Here is a 19,606-nt window from a genome sequence, read left to right as displayed (position 1 = left end):
CGGGGGTCGGGGAGGCGGCACCGGGTGACGAGGGGGACAGCAACGGGTGACAAGACGGCATCTGCCTGTAATCATCTGGCCGTTCACCCGTTGCCGCACCGTCACCGTGCGGGACCGTGCCACGGATCGGCGACGGCCCCGCGAGCGCCCGGCTGCCCATCGGGGCATTCGTCATGCCCTCGGATAGGTACCGGCGGACGTTTCGCCGCCGCTTCCGGTCCCGCAGGCTGGAGAGCAGGTCGTGTCTCGTACCCCGAGGAGAGCTGAGAATGCCGTCTTACCTGTCACCAGGTGTGTACGTGGAGGAGGTGGCCAGCGGCTCCCGTCCGATCGAGGGGGTGGGCACCTCGGTCGCCGCCTTTGTCGGTCTCGCGCCCGTTGGGCCGCTGAACGAGCCGACGCTGGTGACCAACTGGACGCAGTACGTCGCGTCGTTCGGTGAGTTCACCGACGGCTATTACCTGGCGCACTCGGTCTACGGTTTCTTCAACAACGGCGGCTCGGCCGCCTATGTGGTCCGCGTCGGTGGAACCCCCGGTGGGATTCCCGGCGAGGAGGAGCAGAGCCCCGCCGCCGTCACAGGCCGTCGCGCGCCGGCAGCACTGCCGCCCGGCGAGCCGAAGCAGCTCGGCACCTTCGCGGTGTCGGCCATCGCGCCCGGCGAGAGCGGTTCCATCAGCGTCGAGGTTGCGGACTCCGAGGGGCCCGCCGACCGCTTCAAGCTGGTTGTCAAGGACGGCGACAAGGTCGCGGAGACCTTCGACGTGTCGGCCAAGAAGGGCAACCGCAACTACGTTGTCACGCAGGTCAAGGAGCGCTCGAAGCTGATCCTCCTCCAGGAGGACGCCGCTGCCGCGCAGGTCGCCAGGCCGGAGAACCAGACGGTCGCGCTCGCCGCGCCGCCCGCCGCCCCGGCCACCCCGGCCCCCGTGGAGCAGCAGCAGCCCGAGCAGGTGCGGATCGGCGACTACCTCGGCGACTCCGCCGACCGGACCGGCTTCGGCGGTCTCGAAGCGGTCGACGAGATCTCGATGGTCGCGGTCCCCGACCTGATGGCCGCCTACCAGCGCGGTGCCATCGACCTGGAGTCCGTCAAGGCCGTCCAGCTCGGTCTGATCGCGCACTGCGAGCTGATGGGCGACCGGCTGGCCGTCATCGACCCGCCGCCCGGTCTCAACGCCCGCCAGATCCGTGTCTGGCGCCAGGAGACCGCGGGTTACGACTCCAAGTACGCAGCCCTGTACTACCCGTGGATCAAGGTCTTCGACCCGGCGGGCGGCCAGACCCGGCTGATCCCGCCGAGCGGTCACGTCTCCGGCATCTGGGCCCGCAACGACTTCGAGCGCGGTGTGCACAAGGCGCCGGCCAACGAGGTCGTACGTGGCGCCGTGGACCTGGAGATGCAGATCACCCGCGGTGAGCAGGACCTGCTCAACCCGCTCGGCATCAACTGCATCCGGGCCTTCCCCGGCCGCGGTATCCGGATCTGGGGTGCGCGCACCCTCTCCTCCGACCCGGCCTGGCGCTACCTGAACGTGCGCCGGTACTTCAACTACCTGGAGGAGTCGATCCTCACAGGTACCCAGTGGGTCGTCTTCGAGCCGAACGACCAGGCTCTCTGGGCCAGGATCCGGCGTAACATCTCCGCGTTCATGGTGACCGAGTGGCGCAACGGCGCACTCTTCGGCGCCACGCCGGAGGACGCCTACTACGTGAAGTGCGACGCCGAGACCAACCCGCCGGAGTCGGTGGACCTCGGCCGTGTCATCTGCGAGATCGGTGTCTCACCGGTCAAGCCGGCCGAGTTCGTGATCTTCAGGCTGGCCCAGTTCTCCAGCGGTGGCGGAGAGCTGGAGGAGTAGCAGCGCCCGGACCCGGCGGCCAGGACCTGGCCGCCGGGTCCGGCCCGCGCCCCACCGGGCGTCCGCCCGCCACGGCCAGCAGGGTCCGTGCGGGCGGCCCCGGTAACCGGCACCACCGGCACTATCGACACCTCGGACAGCGCGAACAGAAGGAACAGCGTCCATGAGCCTCATGCCCGGCGATTCGCTCACTTCACATAATTTCGGTCTCCAGATCGACGGCGTCATGGTCGAGTACCTCCAGGAGGTCAACGGCCTGGACATGACGCAGGACGTCATCGAGTTCCAGCAGGTCTCTTCGAACGGCCAGCCCATCACCAAGAAGCTGCCCGGCGTGAAGAAGGCCGGGGAAGCCACGGTCGTACGCGGTATGACCCAGTCCAAGTCCTTCAACGACTGGATCAACGCCTCCGTGCGCGGCGACATGGGTTCGGCCCGTAAGAACGCCTCCATCATCGTGATGGACTACCAGAACAGCCCCGTGAAGCGTTACCACCTCCGTAACGCCTGGTGCAGCAAGGTCGCGGCCAGCACGGTGAAGGCGGGCGAAGCCTCGGCCCTCACCGAGACCGTCACCATCACCTACGAAGAAATGATCATGGAGTAATGCGCAGGGGAGCAGCTGCCCAGCCTGCACCGGCCGCCGCCCCGGTCACCTCCGAGGCGGCGTCCCCGGTTGCGGTCACGGCCGAACCACCTCCCGCACGACGGGAGTTGCGCACCGAGTTCGCCTTCGAGCTGCCGCGCGGCTACGTGGACGAAGCGGGAAACGTGCACCGCGAAGGTGTCATGCGCCTGGCCACCGCACGGGACGAGCTGATCCCGCTGCGGGACATGCGGGTGCAGGAGAACCCCGCGTATCTGTCCGTCGTCCTGCTCGGCCGGGTCATCACCCGGCTGGGCAGTGTGACGCACATGCACGACGGCGTGGTGGAGAACATGTTCGCCTCCGACCTCGCCTTCCTGCAGGACTTCTACCGTCAGGTCAACGCCGAGGGCCACACCAGGGCCGGCGTGACCTGTCCGCACTGCGAGCAGCCGTTCGAGGTCGAACTCGGCGGGAGCCGCCTGGGGGAATCGTGACGTACGCGACCGAACGTGTCCACGAGGAGATCGCGTACATCGCCTACCACTTCCACTGGAGCCTGGAGGACATCCTGGACCTCGAACACCGCGACCGGCGCCAGTATGCAGAGCAGATCGCCACGCTCGTGACCCGCGCGTCGGCGGAGCGGTAAGGGGGCGGGAGCACCGTCATGGGATTCCTCGACCGGCTTCGGGGCCGTACGGACACGAGCTCGGGCACGTCTGGGCGCAACGCTCAGGCGCCCTCCGGCCCGACACCTGCCGCCCCGGCTTCTTCCGGCCCGGCTACTGCTGCCCCGACGCCGGCCGCGCCGGCCGCGGTGGGGGCTTCCGGGCGTGACTGGAACAACCTGCCCGAGATCCAGCGGGCGACCAACCGCTCGGCGGGGCACGCCGTGGCGACCGCCGACTTCGCTTCCCGGCTCGCCACTTGGCAGAACCCGTCCTTCTCGGGGTCGCTCTCGCACGCGGTGCTCGACGGCGCTCCCGGCGGGCTGCTCCGTGACGCCCTGACGCCCGCAGCCGCTCCTTCCGGGGCCGGCTTCGGGCTGCCCGCGCTGTCGCTGCCGGTCGCGGCAGCCGACGACGGCGCCGACCTCGCGGATGCGGGCCCCAGCCCGTACGAAGGCTCCGGCCTGCTGCCGGGCTCGCCGGTCCAGCGGGCGGTCGCCGCCGCGCGCCCGGCCGGTCCCCGCGTCGCACCCGTACAGCAGGCGGCGAACCGCCGGGCTCCGCTGACCAAGGCGGCTCCGCCCGCGGTGCAGCGGCGGGTGCTGCCCGCTTCGGCAGCCCGTCCGGCACAGGCGGGTGAGCCTCCCGCCAGGGAGGCGGAATCTCCGGCTCCGGCCGTATCTCCAGCTCCGGCCGTGTCCGAGCCCTCGTCTGCTGTGCCTCCCAGGGCTGTTGGGGCTCCTGGGGCTCCTGGGTCCTCTGGGCCTTCGGCGGTCCAGGCTCCGGGGCCGGCGCGGGGCGTGGATCCTGGTGCGCGCCCCGTGCAGCGCGCGAGCACTGCGGCCCGGCCCCCCGCGCGGGGGGCCGCCGGCCCCGCCGCTTCCGGGCAGTCCGGGAGCGTGACGGGAAGCGCGGCAGCAACGCCGGGAGCACCGGTACGACGATCGGCGCCCGCGCCGTCCACGCCGCAGCCGTCCACGTCTGCGTCGTCCATGTCTGCGTCGTCCGCGTCTGCGCGGCCTGCCGTACAGCTGGCTAAGTCGAAGGCGCCGTCGAAGTCGCCGTCCCGGCCTGCCGGTTCGGCCGGTTCGGCTGGGCCGTCTGCCGCTGCGGCACCGTCGGGTCCGTCGAGTCCGGTGGGTCCCGCGTCGTCGTCCGCTCAGTCCGCTCCGCCCGCTGGTCCTGTCGGGCCTGTTGCCGGGGGTGCGGTGCAGAGGAGTACGTCCACGCCCGGCGAGGCCGGGGGCAGTGGTACGGAGTCGGCCGGAAACCCCGCAGCGGGAAGCGCCGTGCCGGAACCTGACGTTCAGCGGTCCATGGCTCCTGAGCGTGCGGTACGGGCGCAGACCGGCCCCGCCTCCGTTCAGCGCGCGGCGGCGCAGGGGCCCCGCCCGGCCTCCGGGCTCGGCGCGCCGGTACGGAGCGGTTCCGGGACAGGCCCCGGAGCGCCCGAGACGCCGCAGCCGGTCCGCTCCAGCAGGCTCGGGCCGCCCACGTCGGCCCCGGAGCCGCAGCGTCCGACGCCGTCCGGAGACCGGACCAACCGGGCTGCGGGGAACGGCACTTCTCCGTCACGTGGTACGAAGTCGGGCTCGGCGGTGCCGTCCGGCCCGTCCGGCGAGGCTTCGCAGTCCCAGTTCCAGTCGCAGTCGCAGTCGCAGGCCCAGGCCCCGTCCGCGACGCCGAACCAGTCGTCCCCGTCCTCGTCCCCGTCCGTCCCCGTACAGAAGCGTGCGACCGGAAGCGGGACCGGGACCGGCGGTGGGGCCACCGCCCCGCCGTCCTCCGCTCCCCGTCGCAGGCCGCTGCTCGGCGCGCCGATGGCCGGGCCGCCGGAAGGGGCACGGCCGGTCGGGGGAGAGGTGAAGGGGCCAACTCCGTTGCAGCGCAAGCAGGGAGGCGCTCCGGGCGGCAAGGCTGCTCCGGCGCCCGTGCAGCGGTCGGCCACGTCCTCCGCTGCCCCGGCTCCGGGCCGTCAGGATGCCGGATCCGCCGGGAGCGGTGTGGGGAGCTCGGACCTCACCGCTCCACCCGCGTCTGCACCGACGCCCGCTTCCACGCCCCCGTCCGCAGCCGCACCGGCCGGCCGGGGTGCCGATGGCGCTACGTCAACTTCCCTTCCCAGCAGCGGTGTCGGCCCGGTAGGGGGCGCGCCAGTCGTACAGCGCGCGTCCGGTGGGACGGCCCCCGCCGCCACCGCGCCGCCGGAGCGACGGGCCCCCAGTGCGCCAGGTCCCGCCGTGCGCCCCCTGGCGCCGGCACGCGCCGTTCAGCCGCCGGTGGAGCAGTCCCGTGCCGTGCAGCGGCAGAGTGCTCCGGGCGCCGCAGCCCCGCTCCGCTCCGTCGCGACGGAAAGGCGAGTCCCGGACCTCCCTGTCCCGGACCTCCCTGTCCCGGATCTCGCGACCCCGGATCCCGGAACCCCGGACTTCGCAGCCCGGGACTTCGCAGCCCCGGACCGCTCTGTCCCGGCTCTGCCTGTTCCGGCTCTCCCGGTGCCGGAAGGCCGCTCGGTGCCCGGCAGCGCGCCGGCCGTCCAGCGTTCCGCCGCGCCCGGAATGCCCGTACCGCACGCCATGCCGGCGCCGAACCGCGCCGTGATGCCGGAGGCGAACCGCGCTCCGGCGCCCGGGAGTTCCGCGGCGCCGCGTCCCGTGGGCCGGCCCACCCCCTCGGGCGAGCCGGTGATTCAGCGCCGCGGCTTGTCCCTGCCGGGATCCGGTGGGCCCGCGCCGCTGGGGAGCGGGGCGGCGGTGGGCGGATCGGCCGACGTGCCCGCTACGGGCGCTACGACCCCTGTGGTGCGCCCCGTTCAGCGCTCGGCCGGCCCGTCGGGACCGGTGCCTTCGGTGGCTCTTCCCGGCGGTCCGCCCGCCCAGCAGCCCGCCGGGCTGCCGGTGCCTGCGCCCCTCCAGCGTGCGTCGGTGCCGGGCGGCCCGGTGACTCCCGTACCGCTGGGCCCGGCGGCCGTCAGCGGTACCCCGGACTCCGTCCGCCAGGAAGGTGCTCCGGCGCGGCACGGCGTCGAGGGCCTCCGGGCCGGGGGCGCCGCCCAGGCCCTCACCGCCCAGGCCCTCACGTCCCTGCCCGTGCAGCGCTCGGCTGCTCCGCAGGGCACACCGAGTACACAGAGCACACCGTCCGCACCCACGGCACTGGCCGTGCCCGCACCGCTCACAGCCCGGACCACGCTGCCCACGCCGGGGGCCGGATCCGTACCGGACGCCGCGGGGCGCCAGGCCACGCCCGTCGTCGGCCTCGGCGGTGCGGCAGCCGGGCCCATGTCCGCCGCGCTGCCGGTGCAGCGGGCACCCGGCGGCCAGGGGTCGAAGCCTCCTGCGCTGGTCAAGCCGGCCGTGGCCGCGCCCCCGCAGCTCTCGACCGTCAATGTCACGTCCCACAGCACACCGAGCGGCAGTGGCAAGGGCGGTAGTGGCAGCGGCAACGGCGGTGGAGGCGCGCCTCCGCCCCCGTACACCGAGCGGCCCGACAACCCCCCGCCGTACAGTGCGGTTCCGCCGAACCTCAACAATGGTCCCCGCTGCGACGGTTCCACCGAGGAGACCGGGAACAGGTTCGACGCTCGGGAGCTGTCCGACGGCCAGGTGGACGAGCTCACCCACCGGCTGATGGGCCCGCTCACCCGGCTGCTGAGGACGGAGCTGCGCATGGACCGTGAACGGATCGGCAGACTCCGGGACCCCCGGCGCTGACGGCGACAGCAACCGCACCACCAGCAGTACCGCAGCACAGCAGCACCGAGGACAGCAGCACCGCACCACCCAGCACCACAGCAGCACCGCACCACCCGCACCGACCCGCAGGAAGGAAAGCCGCACCCGATGCCCCAGGACCAGGATCCCGGCTCCACCATCTTCTTCAGCCTGTCCATCGACGGAGAGAGCCTGGGTACGTTCAACGGCTGCGAAGGGCTCTCCTCCCAGGTGGAGATCGAGCAGCGGCAGGAGGGCGGCAACAACGGCTTCGTCTGGCAGCTGCCGTCCCGGGTCACGTTCTCCAACATCACCCTGACGCGCCCCCTCACCCCGGACACATCCAAGGTCGCGGCCTGGATCTCCTCCATCACCACCGGGGTCACCCGGCCCACGGCGCAGATCTCCGCGCTGCGCGCCGACGGTTCGCTGGTGGCCCGCTGGGGGCTGATCGATGTGCTGCCGGTGAGCTGGCGGGGTCCTTCGCTGAACCCGTCGAACCCTTCGGTGGCCGTCGAGACGCTGGAGATCACCCACCACGGATTCACGGACTAGGGGGCAGCGCAGATGGCGAGCACCGGAGGCAAGGGCGGTAAGGGCGGCGCGGGCAAGAGCCTGGTGCGTGCGACGCTCGCGATCCACCAGCCGCCCGTCGGCTACAGCACCACGCCCGGCGGGCTGATCCGCACGTTCAACTTCGACTTCAACCCGTCGCAGCTGGCGCTGAGCCGCCGCGCCCAGTGGAAGACGACCCCCACGGCGGCGGTGCGCGACGGCGCTGTGCCGGAGTTCATGGGGCCCGAACCCCGTGAGATGACCGTCGAGGTGTTCCTGGACACCTCCGACGAGCCGGACAGCAACGACGTCCGCAAGAACGTCGAAGCGCTCTTCTCCTGCTGCGAGGTGACCTCGGCCAGCATCGCGGCGAAGCAGCCGTCGACACCGTGGGTGGTCTTCCAGTGGGGCGCGTTCTCCACCGCGCGCTTCACCGCGTACGTCAGCTCGGTCGACGCCTCGTACAGCCTCTTCAGCACCACGGGCGTCCCGATCCGCGCCACCTGCCAGGTGCATCTGCACGAGATCCCGAGCAAGACCGCCGGGCAGAACCCCACGTCGGGCGCGCTCACCGCACGCCGGGTGCACCGGGTCGTCGCGGGCGACTCGCTCCAGTTCCTCGCCTGGCGCGAGTACGGTGATGCCACCGTCTGGCGGACCATCGCCGAGGCCAACGGCATCGACAATCCGGGGCAGTTGAGCCCGGGCACCGAACTCATGCTCCCTGCCGCCGAAGAGGTCGGCCACTGATGACCAAGATCGGCTACTCCAATGTCCTCCATGTCACCATCGGCGGGGCGCCGTTGACGAAGGAGCTCGCGTCGCTCCTCGTCGGCGGGTGGGTCGACTTCGGCGCGGGTGTGCCCGGCTCCTTCCAGCTCACCTTCCGCGACCCCAAGAAGAAGGTGCTCTCCGACTCCGGCGCCGACATCGGCAAGAAGGTCGTCATCGCGCCGGTCGCCGACGGCCAGGGGGCCCAGTCCCCGCTGATCACCGCTGAGATCACCGGCCTGGAGGTCGACTACGACGGCACCGGCACCATGACGGTCATCCGCGGCTACGACGGCGGTCACCGGATGCTGCGGCAGCGGCGGGTGGTCGGGTACCGGAACATGACCGCGTCCGACATCGCCCGCAAGCTCGCGGGGCAGGACAAGCTGAAGATCGGCAAGATCGACGCCACCAAGAGCGTCTACGAGTACATCACCCAGGCCAACATCACCGACTGGGACTTCCTGTGCCGGCTGGCCGACGAGAACGAGCGGGTGATGTCCGTCGACTCCGAGGGCGAGTTCCAGTTCGCCAAGCCCGACAAGGCGTCCGGCGCCCCGCCGGTCAGCACGCCGAGCGAGAAGAGCCCGTACGTCCTGGAGTCCGGGGTCGACATCCTGCGCTGCCGCGCCGCGGTCACCTCCGCCGACCAGGTGGCGACCGCCGAGGCACGCGGCTGGGACGTCACGGCCAAGCGCGACATCGTCGGCAAGTCGCCCGCCACCTCCAACCCGGGGATATCCATCGGGACCACGCCCGCGAAGGCCAGCAGCAAGTTCGGGCCCGCGACGATCGTCGAGACGGACACCCCGTACGACAAGCAGAGCGAGGTGAAGAACGCCGCTTCGGCCCTCGCCGACGATGTCACCGCGGCCTTCGCCGAGTTGGAGGTGACGGTCCGCGGCAACCCCAAGCTGCGGCCCGGAGTCCCGGTCGCGCTCGCCGATGTGGGCGACCCGTTCGAGGGCAAGTACACGGTGACCGCCGCCCGCCACTCGTTCGGCGACGGCCGGCACTACGAGACGTTCCTGACGGTCAGCGGCCGCCAGTGGCGTTCGCTGTTCGGGCTCACATCGGGTGGGCAGAGCCCGTCGGCCCGGATGCCCAGCGTCGCCAACGCGCTGGTCACCGACATCAAGGACCCGCTGAAGCAGGGCCGCGTCAAGCTGCGCTTCCCGTGGCTCGACGACATGTACACCAGCGACTGGACCCGTACCGTGCAGTTCGGCGGGTTCAAGGGCGGCGGCATCATCGCGCCCGACGCCGGGGACGAGGTGCTGGTGGGCTTCGACCGCGGCGCCCTGGACCACCCGTTCGTGATCGGCGGCCTCTACAACGGCAAGGACAAGCCGGGCAGCAACGACGTCCAGCCGTACGACCGCACCAGCGGCCGGGCCACCCGTCACACGCTCGCCGACCGCAACCGCAACCGGGTCGACCTGCTCGACGAACGGGTGGGCGGCAAACGCGGCGTCCGCATCAGCAGCGGCGACGACCGGCTGACCATCAACCTGGACCGCACCAAGACCGAGATCACCGTCGACAGCAAGGGCTCTGTCACCATCAAGGGCACCAGGTCGGTCTCCATCGAGGCGGGGAAGGACCTGTCGCTGAAGGCGGGTGGCAAGATGTCGATCAGGAGCGGCGGAATCCTCGACATTCAGGGGTCGATCATCAACACCAAGGCCATCGGCGCGTACAACGTCGAAGCCGGTGGCGAGCTGGGCCTGAACGCCTTCGGTCTGACCACCATCTCCGGTGAGGGAAGCGTCCAGATCAACGCGATCGCGGAGCTCGGCATCAAGGCCGTCAGGGTGGACCTGCTGGGCCTCGTCTTTGCCAACGACATTCCGGTGGTCTGACATGGCAGAGCAATTCGTCGGCACCGGCTGGGCGTTCCCCCTCCGTATCGGCCCCACCGGTGGCATCGCCATGGTCAGCGGGGAGCGCGAGGTCGAGGAGGCCATCCGGCTCGTCCTCGCCACCGCCCCGGGCGAACGGCCGATGCGCCCCGACTTCGGCTGCGCCATCCACGACATGGTCTTCGCCCCCGTCAACGAGGCGACGGCCGGCCGTATCCAGCACGAGGTGTATGTGAGCCTCGACCGCTGGGAGCCGCGCATCGAGGTGGAGGATGTGGAAGTCAGCGCCGGGGACCAGCAGGGCGTGCTCTTCATCGACGTCCGGTACTCGATCCGCGGCACCAACAACCCGCGCAGCCTGGTCTTCCCGTTCTACGTCATTCCCTCCCACGACGAGCCGTCCTCGGATGCGGGTCCGGCCACCGAAAGCGAACGCTGATGGCACTTCCCTCTCCCCACCTCGACGACCGCCGCTTCCAGCAGTTCGTCGACGACGCCAAGCGCTACATCCAGCAGCGCGCCCCGGAGTGGACGGACCACAACGTGTCCGACCCCGGGGTCACGCTCGTCGAGACGGTCGCCCACATGGCCGACCAGATCGTCTACCGGCTCAACCGCGTCCCCGAGAAGAACCACCTCGCCTTTCTGGACCTGATCGGGATCACCCTCTTCCCGCCGTCGGCGGCGCGCACCGACGTCACCTTCTGGCTGTCGGCGCCGCTGGAGGAGGCGGTCCGGCTGCCCGTGGGCACCGAGGTCGCCACTGCCCGTACGGAGAGCGAGGAGGCGGTCGTCTTCGCCACCGAGCGCGAACTCACCATATTCTCGTGCGAGTTGGCGTATCTGGTGGTCCAGCGCAGCGGTGAGGCCGCCGCCGACCGTACGTCCGAGCTGGCCGAGGGCAAGGACCTGCTCTGCTTCTCCGAGTCGCCGCAGCCCGGCGACTGCCTGATGTTCGGGCTCACCGCGGCCGTGCCGCACTGCGCCGTGGCGCTGACCCTCGACAGTCGCGTCGACGGTGTCGGTGTCGACCCCCGGCAGCCCCCGCTGGTCTGGGAGGCGTGGACCGAGGACGGCTGGACCGCCTGCGAGGTGGACCGGGACGGCACCGGCGGTCTCAACCGCCCCGGCGAGGTCGTCCTGCACATCCCCGGCGGCCACACCAGGTCCCGCAGTGGGCGCCGCGAGGCGGGCTGGCTGCGCTGCCGGGTCACCGAGCCCGTCACCGGGCAGCCCTTCTACACGACGTCGCCCACCGTGCGGTCGGCCGAGGCGTTCACGATGGGCGGCACCACCGGCGCCGTGCACGCGGAGAGCGTGAACGACGAGGCGCTGGGTGAGTCCACCGGGCTGCCCGGCCAGCGGCTGCGGCTCGCCGCGGCCCCGGTCGTCGGTGACGTACCGCCGCTGAACCTCCAGATCGCCGAGCGCGACGGCTGGACCGACTGGGACGTCGTCCCGCACTTCGCCGCGTCCGGCCCCGACGACCGGCACCTGACCCTCGACGCGGCCACCGGCGAGATCGCTTTCGGCCCCTCCGTGCGCGAGGCCGACGGCACCCTGCGCCAGTACGGTGCGGTGCCCCCGAAGGGTGCCGTGATCCGCGCCCGCGCCTACCGGACCGGCGGCGGACGGGCCGGCAACGTCGCACGCGGCGCCGTGCAGGTGCTGCGCAACTCGGTCCCGTACGTCTCCGAGGTCGTCAACCGCGAGGCCGCCAGGGGCGGCGTCGACGGGGAGACCGTCGACGAGGCCAAGGCCCGCGCCCCGATCACGCTGCGCGCCCAGGACCGCGCGGTGACCCTGCGGGACTACGAGGAGCTGGCCCGGCGCGCGGCCCCGGAGACCGCCCGCATCACCTGCCTCGAAGGTGACTCCGACGAGCACGGCGCCCACGCCGTACGCGTCCTGGTCGTTCCGCAGGCGGTGCCGGACCCGGGCGGCTGGCTGCGCTTCGAGCAGCTGGTGCCGGGTGACGCGCTGCTGGAGCGGATCACCCGCTATCTGGACGAGCGGCGGCTGCTGGGCACCCGGCTGGCCGTGGGCCCGCCCTACTACCAGGGCATCACCGTCGTCGCGACCGTGCACGCGTTCCGCGGCGCCGACACCGACAAGGTCAGGCGGCAGGCGCACGAGGCCCTCTACCGGCACCTCGACCCGCTGACCGGCGGCGCCCACGGCACCGGGTGGCCGTTCGGGCGCCCGGTGCAGTCCGGCGAGATCTTCGCGGTCCTCCAGCGGGTGCCGGGCGTGGAGCTGGTGGACCAGGTGCTGCTGCACCCGGCCGACCCGCTGACCGGCAAGCGCGGCGACGCGACCGAGCGGATCGACCTCGAAGCACCCGCGCTGGTCTTCTCGTTCGACCACCGGGTCCGGGTCATCGGGGACGGATCATGAGGGGCTCCATCGACGGCCTGGACTCGTCGGCGCCGCTGGGGCTGATGCTCCCCGCGGTGTTCGCCGACGACGAGCTCGCGCAGCGCTTCGTCGCCGGTCTCGACGAGGTGCTCGCCCCGATCCACAACGTGCTCGACTGCCTCGACTCCTACTTCACCCCGTCGCTGGCGCCCGTCGACTTCGCCCGCTGGCTCGGGGACTGGGTCGGCGCCGAGACGGAAGGTGCCGAACGCGCCGGCGGACCGGAGGGCGAAGCCGTACTCCGGGCAGCCGTGGCCGCCGCCGCGCATCTGCACCGGATCCGCGGCACCCGGCGTGGTCTCGCCGAGGCGGTCCGGCTGACGTTCGGTGTCGAGCCGGTGATCACCGAGAGCGGCGCGGCCGACTGGGACGCCCGCCCGCTCGGGCCCGTCCCCGGCGGACGGCGTCCGAGCCTGCGCGTGTCGTTGGTCCTGCCCGATCCGGCCCCCGGCGACCAGCACCGGCTGGAGAGCCTCGTAGAAGCCGCACGCCCTGCCCATATGCCCTTCACGGTCCAGGTGACCGCGGCCGAAAGGACCCCCGGCAAATGACCACTCAGCCCCCAGGCGCCGACCCGGGACAAATGCGGGAGCGGACCCGCACGTGCGCCGAGTGCGGTACGCCTTCGACGCCCGGTCACTCCTTCTGCGAGGGATGCGGCGCTGTCCTCAGCTGGTCACCGGGCGAGCGGGCGGCAGCCGCCGCGGACCCGCCCCCGGCCGCTGCGGCCGACGACGACGATGAGCCGAGCACCCTGCCGACCCCGGCCGTACGGGATGGCGGCAGCGGGCGGCAGAACGCACCGGGCACGCCGGGCGCGGGCGACCGTGCGGCTTCGGACGACCGCGGCGCCCAGGGCCGGCCGGCACCGGACTACGCGTCCCCGGCCGGCGGGATCCCGTCCCAGGGAGCCCCGGGCCAGGGAGCCCCGTCCCAGGGAACCCCGGACTACGCGGCCCCGGCCGGCGCAGGCCAGGCCCCCCCGGCGCCCGGCCCTGACGCGCAGGCCCCCCGCTGGGACCCGCACGCCGCGCAGGACGAGGCGGCCCGGGCCGCCGCGGAGGCGGCCGCGAACGAGCGCGCCCGCGCCCTGCTGATCCCGGTCGCCGACCCGGAACTGCGTACGCCGGGGGCACCCTCGGTCTCGCCCGTGCTGCCGGGCCGCCCGGAGGCCGCGCGCCCGCTCGTGCAGGGACCGGCCGCCGCGCCCGACGGCGACGGCGGCTACGGCTGCCCCTGGTGCGGCACCGGCAACCGGCCCGACCGGCACTTCTGCCGCCGCTGCGGGATGAGCATGGCGGAGCGTCCCGAGGGCCCGGCCAGGCTTCCGTGGTGGCGCAGGCTGTTCCGCGGGAACCGCGAGGTGCCGTGGGCCGGTGACCGGCCCCGGCTGCGCAGCGGGTTCGGCTGGATCCTGCGCTGGCTGGCGGGCGCCGCCGCCCTCGGACTCATCATCTGGGGCGCGCTCAACACCGGTACGGCGATCCAGGCGATCGGCGACCACTTCGCCAAGCGGGCCCCCATCACCCCCGACTCCTACAGCGCGTCCAAGTCCTTCACCGGCCACAGTGCGTCGAAGGCCTTCGACGAGCTCAACAACACCTACTGGGAGCCCGGCGTCTCGCAGGACGGCAGGGGGGAGTGGCTCCAGGCCGGCTTCCAGAACCCGGTCCGGCTGCTCGACATCATCATCACGCCCGGCATCTCCATCCAGGCCGCCGACCTCGCGCACTCCGCGCAGCCGCACCGTCTCGACGCGTACGTCACGCAGGGGAACGGCAAGATCGTCGAGCGGCACATCAACCTCGACCAGGGCAGCGGCCCGCAGCACATCGAGTTCCGCGTCGGGACGGTCTCATCGGTCCGTTTCGTCCTGCGTACCGGCTACGGGATCTCGTCCAAGAAGCAGGTCGCGATCGCCGAGGTCGAGTTCTTCGGACGCTCCGGCTCCGGTTCCGGCTCCTCTTCCTGAGGCGTCCCGCAACTGCACCAACTGCACCAACAGCCGTAACAGCACTGAGGCCACCCGGAGTCACTCCGGGTGGCCTCAGTGCTGAGCGGGCACGGCGAGAGCCCTCAGAGCGTGCCGAGCTTCAGCAGCGCCAGCAGCGCGATCAGCTGGATCGACGAGGCGGCCAGCGCCTTCGGCCAGGGCAGGTCGTGCGACTTGCTCACCATGGACGTGAACAGGGCGCCCGCCGCGATCCAGGTCGCCCAGCCGAGCACCTGGACGAAGCCGTTCTCGCCGCCCAGGAAGAGCGCGAAGAGCAGCCGCGGCGCGTCCGTGATCGACATGATCAGCATGGAGAGGCCCACGGTCGGCTGCCACGCGCCGTCGCCACCGAGCTGACGGGCCAGCGTATGGGTCACCGCACCCAGGAGCAGACCGCCGATGACGAAGGCGACACCGGTCGTCAGGACGTACGGGACGGCGTTGGCCAGCGTCGCGTGGACGGCGTCCTCACGTGCCTGGTCGAACCCGAAGAGCGCGAGCATCCCGTAGATGAACGTGACGGTGAGCGCGGGGCCCCACATCTTGTGGTCGCGCATCTGCCAGAAGGTCGGCCCCGGGCGCATCACGATGCCCCGCAGCAGTTCCTTCCAGTGCAGGCGCGGTCCCGCGGGCGGGGCCGCGGTCTGCCCGGCCCGGTAGGTGTTGCCGTCGCCGTACGGGTCCTCGCCGATGCTGAAGGCCTGCGTATGACCGGGGTTGTCCGCGCTGTTCGCGTACGGATCAGCGGGCGGCCCGCCGTACCCGGCCTGCCGGCCCTGGTACGGGTCACCCGGCCCCTGCCCCTGGTACGGCTCTCCGAAGTACTCCGGCTCGCCGTAAGGCTGCTGGGCCTGCGGGGGCCACTGGTGCTGCTGCGCACGCTGAGGCGACGGCTGGGGAGCCGCTGGGCCGCCGTACGGCGGAGGCGGTGCCTGCCTGCCGTACGGCTGCTGCTGCGGTCCCCGCTGCTGCTGCCGCTGCGGGTTCTGTTGCGACGTGCGGTTGTCCCGGCCGCGTCCGATCCTGAATCCAGCCACGCTTTCGAACGTACCTGCTCCACGTGGGCCGGGTGCCGGACCTGGGAGAACAGGCCGGGCTTTGCGGCCGAGCTGTGACATCCCCTAAGGGGGAACCCCGGGGGCGGGAGGGGGCGGGCCGGGTCAGCCCGCCATGCCGAAGCCCAGCAGCGGGGTGCCCGCCGCCGACACCTTGGTCGCGGTCAGGCCGTAGCCCTTGCCGGTGGCGGCCAGCTTCGTGCCGTCCGAGTTGAACGTGACGAGGTAGCCGTCCCCGTTGTTCTCGTGCGGGATGCCGACCGTCAGGTCCGCCTTGCCGTCGTTGTTGGTGTCGGCGAGGTAGACCTCCTCGCCGAAGCCGTCGCCCTTCTCGTTGTCACCGGGGACGCCGGGGCTGTCCTGGGCGAAGGACTGGGCGCCGGTGGAGGCGAAGCCGCCCGTGGAGCCGTAGAGGACGGTCACCATGCCGGCGTCGGCGATGCCGTTCAGGTCCTCGCCGGGGGCGCCCACCACGAGGTCGTCCTTGCCGTCGCCGTTGACGTCGCCGAGCGAGAGCTCGTAGCCGAAGTCGTCGGCGGTCTCACCCGTGCCGGGAACGCCCGGGGAGTCCTGGTTGACCGAGTCCTGGCCGCCGTCGGGGCCGGCCTGCGTGCCGTAGACGACCTTGACGACGCCGCCCTTGTGCGAACCGGGGACGTCCTTGTCCCAGTGGGCGCCGATCACGATGTCGCCGTAGCCGTCGCCGTTGACATCACCGATGTCCGAGATGATGCCCGCCGGAAGCTTCTGGGCGCCGGTGCTCGTCAGCCCGGACGCGCTGCCGGGAAGGTAGAAGTTGGCGTTCCACCCCTCCTGGCTGTCGGTCTCGTACCCGTCGACGACGAGGTCCGTGCGGCCGTCGTGGTTGACGTCGCCGGGGGTGAGGTTGTAAAAGTCCGGGCCCGGGACCTTCTGGACCGGCGCGGTGACGGCGTAGTGGCCGCCGGTGCCGCCCGTCTTGGTGAAGCCGCCGCGGTAGATGTCGACGGTGTTCTGGTCGGATCCGATGGCGAGGTCGGCCGTGCCGTCGCCGTTGTAGTCGCCCGCCGCCACGAGCAGCCCGAAGAGGTCGTGGCTGCCGGCCGACGGGTCCTTGACGTTGGTGCCGCCGGAGAGGCCGCCGCTCGCGCCCCAGAGGATGGTGACGGAACCGCCGTTGACGTCCGAGCCCACGTCCTCGCCGTTCGCGCCGACCGCGAGGTCCGCGTACCCGTCGCCGTTGAAGTCACCGGCGGAGACCGTCCCGCCGAACATGTCGTTCTTCTCGGCCGTGCCGGGGACACCGGCGCTGTCCTGGCTGACCGTCTGGATCTTGGCAGCGCCGGCGCCGGACTTCGAGCCGTACAGGATGGAGACGGAGCCCGCGCCCGACTTGCCGTTGACGGTGGCGAGCGGGGCGGTCACGGCGATGTCCCGGTAACCGTCGCCGTTGAAGTCGCCCCGGGTGCCCGAGGGCGTGACCGCGGTGGCGGTGCTCGCGGTGACCACGAGCAGCCCGCCGGTGAGGGCGGCGGCCGCGGCGGTGGCAAGGGCGGTACGGAGCTGTCTGTGCATACGGATCTTCTTCTCCTGCGCCATACGGGGTGCGCGGTGCACCGAGTCGGAAGGGCGCGGACCCCCGTGCCGGAAATGCGGCAATAGCCGCTGCGGGTACGGACGTTCGGCAGAGGGAAGACCGCCGGTGGGATCGCATGGTTGTACGGGGTGCGGGGGAAATGTGATGCCGGAGTGACCTAAGGGTGAATGCCGGGCAGTGGGCATGGCAGAAGGGGCCGGGACCGCCCGACGGCGGTCCCGGCCCCTTCTGTGTACTTCGTACCGTGTACTGCGTACCGCGCTACTTCACCGGCTCGGGCTCCGGTGCGTCCTCGGCGGCCGGGTCGTCCGCCGGGTCGGCGGGGAGCTTCACCGAGTCGAGCAGCAGCTGCGCCACGTCGACCACCTGGAGCGACTCCTTGGCCTTGCCGTCGTTCTTCTTGCCGTTGACCGAGTCGGTCAGCATGACGAGGCAGAACGGGCAGGCGGTCGAGACGATGTCCGGGTTGAGCGAGAGTGCCTCGTCGACGCGCTCGTTGTTGATGCGCTTGCCGATGCGCTCCTCCATCCACATCCGCGCGCCGCCGGCTCCGCAGCAGAAGCCGCGCTCCTTGTGCCGGTGCATTTCCTCGCTCCGCAGGCCCGGCACCTTCGCGATGATCTCGCGGGGCGGTGTGTAGACCTTGTTGTGGCGGCCCAGGTAGCAGGGGTCGTGATAGGTGATCAGACCCTCGACCGGGGTGACGGGGATGAGCTTGCCCTCGTCGATGAGGTGCTGGAGCAGCTGGGTGTGGTGGATGACCTCGTACTCGCCGCCGAGCTGCGGGTACTCGTTCGCGATGGTGTTGAAGCAGTGCGGGCAGGTGGCGACGATCTTCTTGGTCGCCTTGGGCTTCTTCGTCTCCGGGTCTTCGTCATCCTCGCCGTACGCCATGTTCAGCATCGCGACGTTCTCCTGGCCGAGCTGCTGGAACAGCGGCTCGTTGCCCAGGCGGCGGGCGGAGTCACCGGTGCACTTCTCGTCGCCGCCCATGATCGCGAACTTGACGCCCGCGATGTGGAGCAGCTCGGCGAAGGCCTTGGTGGTCTTCTTCGCCCGGTCCTCCAGGGCGCCCGCGCAGCCGACCCAGTACAGGTAGTCGACCTCGGTGAGGTCCTCGACGTCCTTGCCGACGATCGGGACCTCGAAGTCGACCTCCTTGGTCCACTCGACGCGCTGCTTCTTGGCGAGCCCCCAGGGGTTGCCCTTCTTCTCCAGGTTCTTGAGCATCGTGCCCGCCTCGGACGGGAACGCGGACTCGATCATCACCTGGTAGCGGCGCATGTCGACGATGTGGTCGATGTGCTCGATGTCGACCGGGCACTGCTCCACGCACGCACCGCAGGTGGTGCAGGACCACAGGACGTCCGGGTCGATCACGCCGTTCTCTTCGAGCGTCCCGATCAGCGGGCGCTCGGCCTCGTCCAGCGCGGACTGCGGAACGTCCTTGAGCTGCTCGGCCGTGGCCTGCTCCTCGCCCTCCATGTTCTTGCCGCCGCCGGCGAGCAGATACGGCGCCTTGGCGTGCGCGTGGTCGCGCAGCGACATGATCAGGAGCTTCGGCGAGAGGGGCTTGCCGGTGTTCCAGGCCGGGCACTGCGACTGGCAGCGGCCGCACTCCGTGCAGGTGGAGAAGTCCAGCAGGCCCTTCCACGAGAAGTGCTCGACCTGCGAGACGCCGAACACGTCGTCCTCGCCCGGGTCCTCGAAGTCGATCTCCTTGCCGGCCGATGTCATCGGCAGCAGCGCACCGAGGGCGACACCGCCCTGCGCGTCGCGCTTGAACCAGATGTTCGGGAACGCGAGGAAGCGGTGCCAGGCGACGCCCATGTCCGTCTTGAGCCCGACCACGATCATCCAGATGAAGGACGTACCGATCTTGACCATCGCGGTCAGGTAGATCATGTTCTGCAGCGTGCTGACGCTGGTGCCGCGGAAGGCCGCGACCAGCGGGTACGAGAGGAAGTACGCGGCGTCGTAGCCGTGCACGCCGGCCAGCGCGCCCTCAAGTCCGCGCAGCGAGTAGATCGCCAGGCCGATGATGAGGATGACGGCCTCGACGAAGTACGCCTGGCCGAAGTTGGAGCCCGCGAAGCGGGACTTGCGGCCCGGCCGGTCCGGCTTCGAGAACTGGCGGATCACGATCAGGACGAGGATGCCGAGCGTCGTCATCACACCGATGAACTCGACGAACATCTCGTACGGCAGCCAGTGGCCGATGACCGGCAGCACCCAGTCGGCCTTGAAGAGCTGGCCGAGGGCGTTGATCAGGGTCAGGATCAGCGAGAAGAAGCCGACCGCGACGAACCAGTGCGCGAACCCGACGATGCCCCATTGGTTCATCCGGGTGTGGCCGAGGAACTCCTTGACCACCGTGATCGTCCGCTTGGCGGGTTCGTCGGTGCGGGTGCCCGCGGGCACGTTCTGACCGAGCCGCACATAGCGGTAGATCTGGCCGATGGCTCGGGCGAACAGTGCGACACCGACCACGGTGAGTACCAGCGACACAATGATCGCGGCGAGTTGCATGGGGGCTCCTCGGGC

17 protein-coding genes are annotated in these 19,606 nt (G+C 71.4%); 12 read left to right on the top strand and 5 right to left on the bottom strand.

Features of this window, described 5'->3' with window-relative positions:
• The first annotated feature begins 269 nt into the window (after window positions 1–269).
• From OG210_RS13305 to OG210_RS13290, 4 genes are all read left to right on the top strand, one after another.
• Window positions 270–1,862, top strand: a complete 1,593-nt coding sequence (locus OG210_RS13305) for a phage tail sheath family protein (RefSeq protein ID WP_328329318.1) — start codon at window positions 270–272, stop codon at window positions 1,860–1,862.
• A gap of 163 nt (window positions 1,863–2,025) precedes the next feature.
• Window positions 2,026–2,469: a phage tail protein gene (locus OG210_RS13300; RefSeq protein ID WP_266855035.1), complete on the top strand. Its 444-nt coding sequence runs from the start codon at window positions 2,026–2,028 to the stop codon at window positions 2,467–2,469.
• The gene (locus tag OG210_RS13295) at window positions 2,469–2,945 is read left to right on the top strand and encodes a hypothetical protein (protein ID WP_328329321.1); all 477 of its coding nucleotides are present in this window, start codon (window positions 2,469–2,471) and stop codon (window positions 2,943–2,945) included. The genes OG210_RS13300 and OG210_RS13295 overlap by 1 nt, the downstream gene beginning before the upstream one ends.
• Window positions 2,942–3,100 (top strand): DUF6760 family protein, encoded by a 159-nt coding sequence (locus tag OG210_RS13290; protein ID WP_327296309.1) that lies wholly within the window; start codon window positions 2,942–2,944, stop codon window positions 3,098–3,100. Before OG210_RS13295 ends, OG210_RS13290 begins: the two co-directional genes overlap by 4 nt.
• Before the next feature lie 83 nt (window positions 3,101–3,183).
• On the opposite strand, the gene OG210_RS13285 is transcribed toward OG210_RS13290, so the two are convergent.
• A complete protein-coding gene (locus tag OG210_RS13285) occupies window positions 3,184–3,690 on the bottom strand; it encodes a hypothetical protein (RefSeq protein ID WP_371536567.1) in 507 nt (168 codons plus the stop codon).
• A gap of 792 nt (window positions 3,691–4,482) precedes the next feature.
• Window positions 4,483–4,890 (bottom strand): hypothetical protein, encoded by a 408-nt coding sequence (locus tag OG210_RS13280; RefSeq protein WP_371536564.1) that lies wholly within the window; start codon window positions 4,888–4,890, stop codon window positions 4,483–4,485.
• Window positions 4,891–5,968: 1,078 nt separating this feature from the next.
• Between OG210_RS13280 and OG210_RS13275 the strand changes: the two genes are divergently transcribed.
• The 8 genes from OG210_RS13275 (at window position 5,969) to OG210_RS13240 (ending at window position 14,410) form a co-directional block, all read left to right on the top strand.
• Entirely contained in the window at window positions 5,969–6,832 is an 864-nt protein-coding gene (locus tag OG210_RS13275; RefSeq protein ID WP_328329327.1) for a hypothetical protein, read from the top strand.
• A gap of 129 nt (window positions 6,833–6,961) precedes the next feature.
• Window positions 6,962–7,387, top strand: a complete 426-nt coding sequence (locus tag OG210_RS13270) for a phage tail protein (RefSeq protein ID WP_266855031.1) — start codon at window positions 6,962–6,964, stop codon at window positions 7,385–7,387.
• A 12-nt stretch (window positions 7,388–7,399) separates the two neighbouring features.
• On the top strand, window positions 7,400–8,137 hold the full coding sequence (locus OG210_RS13265) for a LysM peptidoglycan-binding domain-containing protein (protein WP_328329329.1): 738 nt from the start codon (window positions 7,400–7,402) through the stop codon (window positions 8,135–8,137).
• On the top strand, window positions 8,137–10,020 hold the full coding sequence (locus OG210_RS13260) for a VgrG-related protein (protein WP_328329331.1): 1,884 nt from the start codon (window positions 8,137–8,139) through the stop codon (window positions 10,018–10,020). The genes OG210_RS13265 and OG210_RS13260 overlap by 1 nt, the downstream gene beginning before the upstream one ends.
• A 1-nt stretch (window position 10,021) precedes the next feature.
• Window positions 10,022–10,459 carry a GPW/gp25 family protein gene (locus tag OG210_RS13255; RefSeq protein ID WP_327296305.1) on the top strand — a complete coding sequence of 146 codons (438 nt, stop codon included), beginning with the start codon at window positions 10,022–10,024 and terminating at the stop codon, window positions 10,457–10,459.
• Window positions 10,459–12,417, top strand: coding sequence for a putative baseplate assembly protein (locus tag OG210_RS13250; protein WP_328329333.1), 1,959 nt, complete (start codon window positions 10,459–10,461; stop codon window positions 12,415–12,417). The genes OG210_RS13255 and OG210_RS13250 overlap by 1 nt, the downstream gene beginning before the upstream one ends.
• On the top strand, window positions 12,414–12,989 hold the full coding sequence (locus OG210_RS13245) for a phage tail protein (RefSeq protein ID WP_328329335.1): 576 nt from the start codon (window positions 12,414–12,416) through the stop codon (window positions 12,987–12,989). Before OG210_RS13250 ends, OG210_RS13245 begins: the two co-directional genes overlap by 4 nt.
• The gene (locus OG210_RS13240) at window positions 12,986–14,410 is read left to right on the top strand and encodes a zinc ribbon domain-containing protein (protein WP_371536559.1); all 1,425 of its coding nucleotides are present in this window, start codon (window positions 12,986–12,988) and stop codon (window positions 14,408–14,410) included. Before OG210_RS13245 ends, OG210_RS13240 begins: the two co-directional genes overlap by 4 nt.
• 104 nt (window positions 14,411–14,514) lie before the next feature.
• On the opposite strand, the gene OG210_RS13235 is transcribed toward OG210_RS13240, so the two are convergent.
• From OG210_RS13235 to OG210_RS13225, 3 genes are all read right to left on the bottom strand, one after another.
• A complete protein-coding gene (locus tag OG210_RS13235) occupies window positions 14,515–15,468 on the bottom strand; it encodes a YIP1 family protein (protein WP_371536556.1) in 954 nt (317 codons plus the stop codon).
• Window positions 15,469–15,591: 123 nt separating this feature from the next.
• The gene (locus OG210_RS13230; protein ID WP_371536553.1) at window positions 15,592–17,040 is read right to left on the bottom strand and encodes an FG-GAP-like repeat-containing protein; all 1,449 of its coding nucleotides are present in this window, start codon (window positions 17,038–17,040) and stop codon (window positions 15,592–15,594) included.
• A gap of 283 nt (window positions 17,041–17,323) precedes the next feature.
• The gene (locus OG210_RS13225; RefSeq protein WP_371536550.1) at window positions 17,324–19,591 is read right to left on the bottom strand and encodes a heterodisulfide reductase-related iron-sulfur binding cluster; all 2,268 of its coding nucleotides are present in this window, start codon (window positions 19,589–19,591) and stop codon (window positions 17,324–17,326) included.
• Window positions 19,592–19,606: the final 15 nt, after the last annotated feature.

It is taken from the genome of Streptomyces sp. NBC_00466, from assembly GCF_041433995.1.
Lineage (GTDB): Bacteria > Actinomycetota > Actinomycetes > Streptomycetales > Streptomycetaceae > Streptomyces.
This window is presented reverse-complemented; position numbering and strand designations above follow the sequence as displayed.